The organism is Alteromonas sp. BZK5, assembly GCF_014349115.1.
Taxonomy (GTDB): Bacteria; Pseudomonadota; Gammaproteobacteria; order Enterobacterales; family Alteromonadaceae; genus Alteromonas; species Alteromonas macleodii.
Map to the genome: position 1 here is coordinate 19,717 of NZ_JACSOE010000053.1, position 11,522 is coordinate 31,238.

Annotated in this window: 11 protein-coding genes; 6 read left to right on the forward strand and 5 right to left on the reverse strand. The window is 45.0% G+C overall.

Annotated elements, in window-relative coordinates; translation table 11 throughout:
• Positions 1-77: 77 nt before the first annotated feature.
• Positions 78-1,571: a carbon starvation protein A gene (locus tag BIZ39_RS14700; protein ID WP_014948725.1), complete on the reverse strand. Its 1,494-nt coding sequence runs from the start codon at positions 1,569-1,571 to the stop codon at positions 78-80.
• A 1,204-nt stretch (positions 1,572-2,775) separates the two neighbouring features.
• On the opposite strand from BIZ39_RS14700, the gene BIZ39_RS14705 reads away from it, so the two are divergent.
• From BIZ39_RS14705 to BIZ39_RS14715, 3 genes are all read left to right on the forward strand, one after another.
• Positions 2,776-3,096, forward strand: coding sequence for a helix-turn-helix domain-containing protein (locus BIZ39_RS14705; protein WP_000122829.1), 321 nt, complete (start codon positions 2,776-2,778; stop codon positions 3,094-3,096).
• Entirely contained in the window at positions 3,089-4,318 is a 1,230-nt protein-coding gene (locus tag BIZ39_RS14710; protein ID WP_187447339.1) for a type II toxin-antitoxin system HipA family toxin, read from the forward strand. Before BIZ39_RS14705 ends, BIZ39_RS14710 begins: the two co-directional genes overlap by 8 nt.
• A 216-nt stretch (positions 4,319-4,534) precedes the next feature.
• Positions 4,535-4,729, forward strand: coding sequence for a helix-turn-helix transcriptional regulator (locus BIZ39_RS14715; RefSeq protein WP_000127614.1), 195 nt, complete (start codon positions 4,535-4,537; stop codon positions 4,727-4,729).
• Positions 4,730-4,740: 11 nt separating this feature from the next.
• Here the strand turns inward: BIZ39_RS14715 and BIZ39_RS14720 are convergent, their stop codons facing one another.
• From BIZ39_RS14720 to BIZ39_RS14730, 3 genes are read right to left on the reverse strand one after another with little or no spacing between them, the layout of a single operon-like run.
• Complete coding sequence (locus tag BIZ39_RS14720) at positions 4,741-5,982, reverse strand: tyrosine-type recombinase/integrase (RefSeq protein ID WP_015066534.1); 1,242 nt, start codon at positions 5,980-5,982, stop codon at positions 4,741-4,743.
• Position 5,983: 1 nt separating this feature from the next.
• A complete protein-coding gene (locus BIZ39_RS14725) occupies positions 5,984-6,253 on the reverse strand; it encodes a hypothetical protein (protein ID WP_015066535.1) in 270 nt (89 codons plus the stop codon).
• Between the two features lie 2 nt (positions 6,254-6,255).
• Positions 6,256-7,230, reverse strand: a complete 975-nt coding sequence (locus tag BIZ39_RS14730) for a ParM/StbA family protein (protein WP_015066536.1) — start codon at positions 7,228-7,230, stop codon at positions 6,256-6,258.
• 464 nt (positions 7,231-7,694) lie between these two features.
• Between BIZ39_RS14730 and mobI the strand changes: the two genes are divergently transcribed.
• The 3 genes from mobI (at position 7,695) to BIZ39_RS14745 (ending at position 10,376) form a co-directional block, all read left to right on the forward strand.
• Positions 7,695-8,141: a conjugative transfer protein MobI(A/C) gene (gene mobI / locus BIZ39_RS14735; RefSeq protein ID WP_041702628.1), complete on the forward strand. Its 447-nt coding sequence runs from the start codon at positions 7,695-7,697 to the stop codon at positions 8,139-8,141.
• Between the two features lie 364 nt (positions 8,142-8,505).
• A complete protein-coding gene (locus BIZ39_RS14740; RefSeq protein WP_015066537.1) occupies positions 8,506-9,474 on the forward strand; it encodes a calcium/sodium antiporter in 969 nt (322 codons plus the stop codon).
• A 68-nt stretch (positions 9,475-9,542) separates the two neighbouring features.
• Positions 9,543-10,376 carry a mechanosensitive ion channel family protein gene (locus tag BIZ39_RS14745; protein WP_015066538.1) on the forward strand — a complete coding sequence of 278 codons (834 nt, stop codon included), beginning with the start codon at positions 9,543-9,545 and terminating at the stop codon, positions 10,374-10,376.
• An 8-nt stretch (positions 10,377-10,384) separates the two neighbouring features.
• Here BIZ39_RS14745 and umuC read toward each other — a convergent pair.
• Positions 10,385-11,522 (reverse strand): translesion error-prone DNA polymerase V subunit UmuC (gene umuC, locus BIZ39_RS14750; RefSeq protein ID WP_262385780.1); only part of this gene is annotated, 1,138 nt, incomplete at its 5' end.

Below are 11,522 nucleotides of genomic sequence, written 5' to 3' on the forward strand. Positions count from 1 at the left end.
CATGTCAAAAGTACAAAATAAATAGCCGCCCTATATAAAGGGCGGCTCATCATATTACACGTGTTTAGTGTAGGTAGTTACGCGTCTACCGGTTGGGAGGGCTTTTCAACATTCACAGATGATGGCTCAAGCGGCGCTTCACCTTTCCCCTTGGAAATTCGAATGACGTAAACCGTGGTGATTAGCGATGCGATAAGCCCGATGGTTGTCGATACATTCATCGCCATACCGAAACCCAAGGTGTCGTTGTTTAGAATAAAGGTAACGCAAACGGCCGTCATAAATATTGCTGGTACTGTAGTTATCCAGTGCAGTTTATTATGTCTTAGTAAGTATGCAGACGCGGTCCACAGCATCATGACGGCTGTTGCTTGGTTGGCAAATCCGAAGTAGCGCCAAATAACGCCGAAATCGACTTGGGTAAGAATACCGCCAAGCACAAACAAAGGGGCGGCCATGAACAAGCGGTTACGTATACCTTTTTGTTCAACGTTAAAGTACTCGGCCATGATAAGACGACTTGAGCGAAATGCGGTGTCTCCAGACGTAATAGGAAGAATAACCACGCCAAGAAAAGCCAGTACGCCACCAACAACACCTAAAAGACCGAATGATGAGGCATAGACAACGTTTCCAGGGCCACCATTGGTAATAGCTGCCGATAGTCCTTCTAAATTGTCGAAGTAAGAAAGGGCAATGGCACACCAGATAAGGGCAATCACACCTTCACCTATCATCGCACCAAAAAACACAAAACGTCCGTTCTTCTCGTTCTCCATACAGCGAGCCATAAGTGGGGACTGGGTGGCATGAAATCCAGAGATAGCGCCACAAGCGATAGTGATAAAGAGCGCCGGCCAAAGAGGCATATCGTTAGGATTCAAATTCGTCAGCATATCACTTGCCGTGAATTGGCTAAGTATCGAGTGCTGGTCAGAATAGCTGGCAGCGGCTAATAATCCCACCGACATGAAAATAAGAAGGGCTCCGAAAAACGGATAAAAGCGACCAATAATTTTATCTACAGGAACAATGGTAGCCAAAATATAGTAGGCAAAAATAATGGCGACCATGGTGCCAACTTCAACATGCCATGATGTCTGATCATTAACGAGGTTTGTGATCATGCCTGCGGGCGCTGAGACAAAAACTACACCTACCAGTAGAAGCAGCACAATAGCGAACAAGTTCATAAAGTGCTTAGCGCCTCGGCCCAAATAACGGCCAGATAAGCTAGGCACAGATTCGCCATTGTTGCGAACTGACAGCATGCCTGAAAAATAGTCGTGAACAGCGCCGGCAAAAATGCACCCTAAAACAATCCAAAGCATGGCAGCAGGGCCATATAGTGCACCCATAATAGGGCCAAATATAGGGCCTACGCCAGCAATGTTGAGAAGCTGAACGAGATACACCTTCGGTGTAGACATGGGAACAAAGTCTACGCCGTCTTTTTGGCTATGTGCAGGAGTGGGGCGTGCAGGTGTGACGCCAAATACCTTCTCAACAAAGGCGCCATATATAAAGTAGCCAGCAATAAGCGCGGCTACGCATATTAGAAACAATATCACAGGGCGTTGTCCTTATTTTTATAAATAGGGTTTATAAAAAGGGTCTGTCACTTGTGTTGTAAACGGTGTGTACAACAATGTTTGAAATAGGTTAACGATGTGAAAGTGTGTATGCATGAAAAAAAGCAGTGAGTGGTCGCATAGCAAATTAAGCGGTAGGGAGTATGTAATTTCGCTCTACTGTTACGTGCAGTAAAATGCTAAAATCCGCGCAATTAATTACCAAGCCGTATCAAGCGTTTTATCGCAATACTGAATTTGCGCGGAAAAGCATTGCTTATCCGTTATAAAACGCGCCTGTAAGTAATTGGTTTACAGGGATAATAGATAACGAAGATAAGTATTGATGTCAGATAAGAAGCTTCTAGAAGAGATTAAAAAGCGACGTACGTTCGCAATCATATCGCACCCTGATGCCGCCCAGCCTTTCAACGCTTAAAACCACCTTTCATTGCACACCACAATCACATCTCTACGTACTGAATTTAAAGGCTTTTTGTCTTTTTCTCGTTTCTTTGCTTTTCAATGATGTTCAAGCGTAACCTCGGAAAGTGTGTACAAACTTGAGTACAAATCGCCATATTTACCGTTTTTAGCGAAATTCCATGACACAAACCTGGCTGTAGGCCTTGTGGTTACTGGGTTTGACGTAAAAAGTACTACCGTTAAAAAGAGTCTCTTTTTTTGGTAAATGTTTTCTTCTGTACCAAATTACAAAATTTAATGAGGGAGTTTATTATTGGTGTAATTTTTGCTTTAGTGTTTGTTTTTGAAGATGCTTGAAGCGAACCAATACGGTTATTTCTAATTGAGATATCAGACTTACCTTCAAATTTAGTTGCTGTTAACACCATCATTTTGCACTTTATTTTCGACCTGTGTGTACAAAATTTCCTGTAACTGTGTACAAACTTCCTCTTTGTTGCACTTATCTTCTGGCGATTTGACGCGAGTTCTTCTGTAGCCCATGCTGTATAAGGGCTGAGCGACAAAAGTACTTAGGGAGTTTGATGCGTCAGTTCGCGATTATCAGCGAGAGTATCGCTCTTTTGTCGATGACAAAAATCTCCTTCTACTTATATGTAATTATGTATCAGGTCATGGCTTTTGATATGTAATGGCTAATCGAATTTGTGTTATTTGAGTTACTGTGATATGTTTTTGTATATAATTATTCTTAAGTGATGCATTAAGGCGTATCGAAATGAGCTATGTAACAGAGCAGATACTAGAAAGTCTTCGAGAAGCTCGGGTACGAAAGGGGTTTAGCCAGAGAGAGTTAAGTGCTCGTTCGGGTGTGCCTCAAAGCCATATTTCGAAAATCGAGTCTGGCAGTGTTGATTTAAGAATATCCAGTTTGATTGCACTTGCCCGTGTACTAGACCTAGAGCTATTGGTTGCGCCTAAAAAGTCTGTACCTGCCATCAAGTCGATCATTCGAAGTGGCCAAGGTATTAACGGCATCAGCGATGAGGGTGAGCCAATGTCGCCCGCGTATCAGTTAGAGGAAGACGACGATGACTAACCATGTCTCTACGCTCAACGTATTGCTCTATGGTGAACCGATCGCAACGATCACCAACGTGGGTAATGACAGAACACTTTTTGCCTTTATGGATTCGTACATTAATGACGAATCGCGGCCTGTGTTAGGGCTTGGCTTTAAAGATTCGCTCGGTGGCCTGCTGACTAGCTTCAAACCTACCCAAAATAAGTTAACCCCGTTTTTCTCCAACCTTTTACCAGAAGAAACCATGCGTAATTACCTGGCTGAGCGTGCTGGTGTGAACCCAGCACGGGAATTTTTTCTATTGTGGGTACTGGGGCAGGATCTGGCTGGAGCGATCACGGTTGAGCCTGCGGATGGTGAAGCCTTACCACCTAATGTGCATCAAGGTATTGAAGATAAAACGAAAATAGATGCTCCAATGCGTTTTTCATTGGCGGGTGTGCAATTGAAGTTTTCAGCCGTGCAACAGGCTAACGGCGGCTTGACCATTCCAGCAACTGGTAAAGGTGGCTCTTGGATTGTGAAGTTGCCGTCATCTCGATTTGACGCTGTGCCAGAAAATGAATATTCGATGATGGAACTGGCTCGATTGCTTGGGATGGATGTGCCAGAGACTCAGCTACTTTCCATTAACCAGATTGCTAATATCCCAGATGGTATTGGTAAATTTGGTGATGCTTTTAAAAATGCTCAGGCGTTTGTGATCAAGCGCTTTGATCGTGCAGGTGATCAAGCCGTACATATTGAAGATTTTGCGCAAGTGTTTGGCGTCTATCCTCAAGATAAATACAAAAAAGCGAGTATGCGCAATATTGCTCAGGTTATCGGCATCGAAGGTCAAGACGAGGACATCGCAGAATTTACACGCAGATTGGTGTTCAATACGTTAATTGGTAATGCCGATATGCATTTGAAGAATTGGTCTGTGATTTACAAAGACAAGCGCACCGCATCGATTGCGCCTGCTTATGATTTTGTCTCGACTATTCCTTATATCCCCGATGATAGTGCATCGCTGAAGGTGAGCCGTAGCAAGAAATTCAGTGATTTCACGCTGGATGAGCTGTCACACTTAGCGGCTAAAGCCATGTTGCCAGAAAAATTGGTGTTAGATACCGCAAAGCAAACTGTAGCATGCTTCCATGAGGTATGGGCGAAAGAAAAAGCGCATTTACCCCTTACTAAGTCAGTGATTGAAGCCATCGAAACGCACTTACGAAACATACCGCTACGCTAAATTCCTAGTAGCTAGAGCGTGCATATCTATAAAGATGGTTTAACTTAATGCGATTTTACGGCGCTTTTCGCCGTAAACTGGAAATTTGGTAAACTGCACAATGATACCGGTGTCATGATAAGGCTGATCTTCTGAACAAATCATGCATCTTTCTGACCATCAACAAGTGATGAATCAGGCGATGATAGCTTTACATTGATTTTCAGGAGAATGCAGATGACAGCAGTAGCGCACCAGGTAACCCCTTTTCTAACATCTTACGAAGTGATGGCTCGTTACCACATTAGCTATACGACGCTCTGGCGAAGAATAAAAGATGGCAGCTTGCCGCAACCTCGTATTAACCGAAATACGCGAAATAAGCTGTGGCACATTGAAGACTTGGAAGAGTATGAGAAGAAAGAGGACTGAGCCTCTTTCTTTTACTGTCCGAAACGCCAGTTGAACGGAAAGCCTGTCGGCTCGATGATGGTTTCTAGCTGTTGATACCAAACGTCGTAAGCATGACGCATTTCATCCAGGTACTGATATTGGTTGTAGATAGCATCCAACCCTTTTTTGCTGTGGCCAATCATCAACTCGGCAACTTCTTGCGTCGTGATGGCAGACATTCGCGTTCGCATCGTTCTGCGAAGATCATGCATAGACCAGTGTTCCATCTCAATGCCAAGTGACCTGCGAGCCCAGATTTTCACATTGTTAGGAATAGTGGTATCAAAGCCATTTGTGGCAAGCTTTTCTTGTCCGTTCGCGGGAAACAAGTAAGTTGATTTGCTCATCTGCATCGCCAGTTCAATCAGCTCGATAGCAGGCCTAATCAATGGCCGCATGATCGGCGCTCCAATTTTCTCACCTTGTTTGCGGATCTCTATGGGCACTGTCCACATTGCAGATTGCAAGTCAAAGTGATGCTTTTCAGCTTGAATGAGTTCGCCCTTGCGCCCTCCCAATAAGAGAAGCAGTTTTATGTAGATGCGATTCTTCTCAGTGATTTTTGACTCATGCAAATAGCGCCAAAGTATCCTTATCTCGTTGTCATTTAGCACCCGAGTTCGTTTGCCTTTCTTACCGCCAACCTTTTTTGCTGTGATCCCAGCGGCAGCGTTAATTTCCAAAATTTGTTCATCAATCAGCCAGTCATAAAACTTGTGCAGCACAGACACCAGACGTTCTGTGTTTGAAGGGGACGACTCCGAAACCTCACGAAGACAGTTTCGCAAGGACAATTCATTGATGTCAGTTAATGGGTACTTGCCAAGTCGGGGCAGCAAATATATTTCACTGCTGCGTTTTTGGTAGTGCCACGTTTTCTCCTTTAGCCCTTGCTTACCGGCAGAGTCTATCCAGTCTCGAAAAATCGATTCGAAGCTTTGGTTGGCAGAATACTTGGCCCGTTCCTGCTGTAGGTAGAGCTTGGGGTTTCTGCCCTGATCAAGTACCGCCCTTAACCTATCCAGCTCATTCCTAGCTTCAGCAAGCTTCATAAGTGGGTAAGTACCTATGTCTACCCGCTGTTGCTTGCCATCAAACCGATAACGAAACTGAAAAACAATTTTGCCCTTGGGCGATACCCGAGCACTTAGCCCATCTCGGTCGGCTTTTACTACGGTTTCTTTTGCTTCTTTATTTAACCTGGCATCGAGCCAGCTAACTGATAACGCCATGTTATAAGCCCAGCCCTAGTTTTGATTTTAATGATTGTTTACGTGATTCTGCTTTGGGTTCTGGCGCTGTACTCTTAGAAGTAACTTCACCATCTGGTGCAAGACCATCCACCGGTACAGATGTCGTGGATAGATTGGGTTGGCTCATGTGAATTAACCCAAAGGTGGCCAGCATCCGCAGACGCTCAGCGCGTTCCCGTGGCGGCGTCTTTTCTAATTCTTTGAGCAGTTCAGGGTGGCTCCCTGGGGGAATGTTGACGACAACTCTCATAATCAGGCCCCATAAAACCAGAAGCCTCGGACGTTCGCCAAAACAGACTGTTCCGGCACGATGATCTTGCTTCGTGAAAAAATCTCCTTGGCCGCTTCCTTATAAGCCATGGCTCCACCTCCGGCGATCAATACCAAGTCCGCATTGATGCTTTCGTCACGCATGGATTGGCGCATGGCTGTAAGAGCAACAGGCGCTACCTTTTTCATGGCAGCATTCAGATAAGGTGAAATATCGACTTTTTCTCCAAATAGCAGCACCTGCAAGTCGCCGGTTCTCATGGCTTTTTCAAGTCGATCCATTCCGACTTTGGCACCGTGATCTTCCGAAATCAGCTTATCAATGGTTTCCAGTAGCACGGACATTGCCTGAAGACTGGTTCCAGATGAGCTGTAGCGAATTTCTCCGGCCTCAAGGGCAACCCAGTCAACAGAAAAAAAGCCGGGATCTATGACGACGACACGACCTTCTTCAATCAAGCCCAAATCACCACCTGTTTGAACCAGATCCATATAGGCACCGGCAGGCTGCGGCAACACTTTGACGTCACGAACGGTGATGCTGCGCTTAGGCGTCACTTGATGGACACCTTTTAAACGCTGCACAAGGTCAGACTTACGTTGTGGTTCATGAAACTGGGAAACCGGTAATCCAGTGACAACCAAATCGATGGATTCTGTTTCAGCCATTAACAAGGCGGCATGAAAAAGCGCCTTATAGGTTTTTGTGGTGGGATATTCCGGGTGAAGCTCTCGTTCCCAGCTTTGAAGGCGTCCAGCTGGCACACCGGCGGCCCAACGCTCATTATCGACAGATACATACAAACAAGTTTCATCATCGCCTCCACCGATACGCTCCGGCATACGATCCGCAGGACCGGCTCCCGCAGGCAGAATAATGGTTTTCGGTTCACTGCCTGATTGGCCAATAGCCAGCTTCAGGTTCGAGTAACCGATATCTACGCCTAATACAAACATACTTATCTCCTGTGCACTCAAAGTGCTCTAACGGTTTTCAATCAACCGCGCTGGTCACGCTTGGGCATGCCCAAGTGCTCTGGCGGTTCACTCAAATGTCATTATCAGGATTCGGTGCACTGGCGGTGGGCAGAAAGGTGACAAATCCTTTCATCTATCTGCCTATTGCATTTTCGCAAAAGTATGAGAATAGGCGCTGTTTGGCGGCGGATGACTGAGCCAAAAAAATCGATACGCCAAACGTCGTTTGCATTCTGGCCTGAACTTGCCAAACGGTTTGTATTTTCATGGCAATACGTCTTTTTAGGCGTTTTTAAGTGAAATCGGCCTGTATCCCTTGTCAGGTATGGGATTGCGCGAGTTGATTTATATCGAGACGCCAAACAGCGATTGTTACGGCAGTTTTACGTTTGGCGTTTCGATCCAAAAGCCAAACGGATAGTGGTTTTGGCTTTTGGGGTTAATTGGATGGGGAAATTGGTTTGGTAGAAATCGTCAATGAACAATGGAAATCAGAAGTATCAAATTTATTGCAGCAAGAAACGGACAGGCTAAAAGCGCTGGCACGAGCTGAAGTTGATGACTTTTGGGTTACCCATTACAAGGTTCGTGAAAATACGCCCTTTAAAGATTGGGGGCTGCTTGGTGTCCGTATCAGAGACTTTAAGTATGGCTTTGGCATAGAGTGGTACATCAACAGTTTTCACGGTCAACGAGGCAAGCGCGTGGTCTTTAGTAAGGGACTGCGTATTTCAAAGACGAAGCTGAGATACGCATTTTTGGACTGCCAAGGTTTGGCCAAAGAATGGGAGCTAGCGCTGGCCATGGAGAAAGAGGAATTCTTCAGTGATGTTCGACGCCAAGTTGATAAGCTCAACATGTTGCGTCGCAGAGTGAACGCTTATTGCTAAGTTGTAAATGGTTATAAATGGTTATATCATTCGGTTCTAACCTTAGGGGAGTAGTCTCTCAGTTTTTACTGTGATAACCGTCAACAGTCTCCGAACAGCAGTTCGTGGCGGTTATGTCCATACTTGGATTGACAAGACTTAAGGCAAATGGCGCTCTCGGGGTGGAGAGTCTCGTTTGCCTTTGTCTAAACCACCCCAAGGAAATACTCATGTCACAGCTAACCATCGTTATTACGATCAATCGATTGGCGTCTTATGCCAGTGGAAATACTCGTAAATTTTCATTCAGTAAAGCCATTAAACAACTCCTAAACTGCACCTTCTGTAGTAATACGAGTCATTTTAAAAACGGGAGGTGCGCATAATGTTAGTTGCTTCTTTAGCCATTCTAGCTGGCTTTATTTTATTAGTTTGGAGTGCTGACCGCTTCGTTGAAGGCGCAGCCGCGACTGCAAAATATGCAGGCATGCCGTCATTGCTAATTGGAATGGTCATTGTTGGTTTCGGTACGTCTGCACCTGAAATGGTTGTTTCTGCAATGGCGGCCATTGATGGCAATCCAGATTTAGCCCTCGGTAATGCGCTCGGCTCGAATATCGTCAATACAGGTTTAATTCTAGGGTTAACAGCTATTATTACCCCAATATTGGTGCAATCAAAAATAGTCAGAAAAGAGATCCCTTTATTATTGCTTATTAGTTCTGCGCTCGGTTATTTCCTTTGGGATGGCTCGCTAACACGTTTTGAGTCTGTTCTTCTTCTGGTGGGGTTCTTTACCTTAATTGGCTGGAGTATTTACTCTGCTATGAGAGGTAAAGGGGATAAATTAGAAAGTGAAATGGATCAAGAACTGGTTGAACACGAGATGCCTATCAAAAAAGCTATTTTTTGGCTGGTGATTGGCTTAATTCTTCTGATAGTGAGTTCACGAGTACTCGTTTGGGGAGCAGTGAGTATCGCAGAGGCACTGGGTGTTAGTGATTTAATTATCGGCTTAACGATTGTTGCTTTGGGCACGTCACTCCCTGAATTAGCAGCATCCATTATTGCAGTTAGAAAAGGTGAGCATGATATCGCTATTGGCAATGTGGTGGGTTCTAACATGTTTAACTTACTCGCTGTCGTTGGTATCGCAGGCGTTATATCGCCGATTACAGGTATGTCTTCCGAGGTTATGTCTCGCGACTGGTTAGTTATGATGGGTTTGACAATCGCCTTGCTATTTATGGCCTATGGATTTCGTGGTGCTGGACGGATTAACAGATTGGAAGGCGCAGGTCTGCTAATCGCATTTTGTGCTTACAACACTTGGTTAGTTTCGTCTGTGATTTAATAGCAAAATCAAAAATAATAAGTGGGCATGTGGATTCAACTCACATGCGCACAATGAAAGAGAGAGATATGAAAGATTCATTTATTCAATTTTGGCAAAATCATTCAGAGGCAATAGTAGCGCTTGGTTATAATTTAATCTTGGCTATTGTTATTTTGGTGGCAAGCTCACTTATTGCAAGAGCAGTGCGCAAAGCGATTCAAGACACTAACTCTAAGTTGAAAAAAGTTGACGCGACCCTGATACCAATATTTTCAACCGTAGCCAGTTACGCGGTATATGTCATCGGCGGTGTATTTATTTTAGACATCTTTGGGGTAAATACTGCTAGTCTTATCGCTCTGGTTGGTGCGGCAGGTTTGGCAGTTGGTCTTGCGCTTAAAGATACGCTCAGTAACATCGCAGCTGGAATCATGCTACTGATCCTTCGACCTTTTAAATCTGGAGATTTTATTGAGTTTGGTTCAACTCAAGGGACAGTTAAAGAGATAAATCTTTTTACAACAGTGCTTGAAACTATAGATGGATTGTATATTGCTTCCCCGAATAGCGTCTTATGGGGAAATAATATCAAAAACTTCACCCGTAATGGTAAACGACGGATGGATATTGTTGTTGGTATTTCCTATTCCGACTCCATAGATGACGCGTTTAAAATATTGCAAGGTGTTGCAGAAAATGAATCAAGATTGATGACTGATCCAGCGCCTCAGGTAATGGTTGCGTCCATGGCCGACAGTGCAGTAAATATTCAGCTGAGAGCATGGGCAACAAATGAAAACTATTGGTCAGCTTATTGGGATTTAAATAAACAAGTAAAAGAAGCTATTGAAGCGGCTGGTCTGACGATTCCGTTCCCTCAGCGTACGCTCCACATTATCGAAAACTCAAGCAGCAAATAAAGAGAGCATTACCATACTCGCGGTAACTGGTCCCAGCGTGTTGTATAAGCGGGAGACAAATGCTCTCGCTTCATCGACCAATCTTTCTTCGTACCTTGTCCAGCAAAGAAAACCTTTCCGGCACCGCTTTGGTTAATGGTGTCCAATACAGACATTAACTGCTGGCTATTAGAGCGGATCGATACGTCATCGAATAGTCCTGGTTGAAACATGCCGGGATCGTAAAAGTCAGACAGCATGACGCCCGCTTTGGCATAACGAAAACCATCCTTCCAAATCCGCTTGAGTAAGTGATTGGCCAGCTCGATAAAATCCCGCGTGTCGCAACTGGGGATTAGCAATTCACCCGATGCAGAGTTGCTGTATTGCGGCTCGTTGTCCTTAAAGGGGCTGGTACGTATGAACACGGTCAGCACTTTGGCTTGCTGCTGTTCTTTGCGAAGCTTCTCAGTGGCGCGGGTTGCGTATTCACATACGGCCTCACGTAACAATTCAAATTGCGTTACTTTTACGCCAAATGAACGGCTACAGACGATTTGTTTCTTAGTTGGCGGGATCTCTTCAAGTTCAATGCACGACTCACCATTGAGCTCTCTGACGGTTCTTTCTAAAACCACTGAAAACTGGTCTCTGATGGCTCTAGGAGAGGCATTGGCTAGGTCTAAGGCTGTGGTGATACCTAACGCATTTAATCGCTTAGAAAGCCGTTTACCAACGCCCCAAACATCATCAACCGGGACTAATGCGAGCAATCGACGTTGCCGATCTGGATTGGTCAGGTCTACAACCCCCTGAGTGGCAGGATATTTCTTGGCGGCATGGTTAGCCAGCTTGGCGAGTGTTTTAGTCGGTGCAATGCCTACACAGACGGTGATCCCAATCCAGTGGCCTATGCGCTCTCGCACTTGTTGTCCGAACTCGACAAGGGATAGGACAGACTCAATACCGGTTAAGTCCAAAAACGCTTCGTCAATGGAGTAAACCTCTACTCGTGGTGCCATCTCTTCCAAAGTGCGCATCACTCGACTGCTTAAATCTGTATACAGCTCATACAGTTGGCTAAGAATTCCCGCTAAAAATAGACGAGTAAGTGAGCAACCATTCTGCCGCATGGGTTGCTGGCGTCTAACACCAGAAAAATCACCC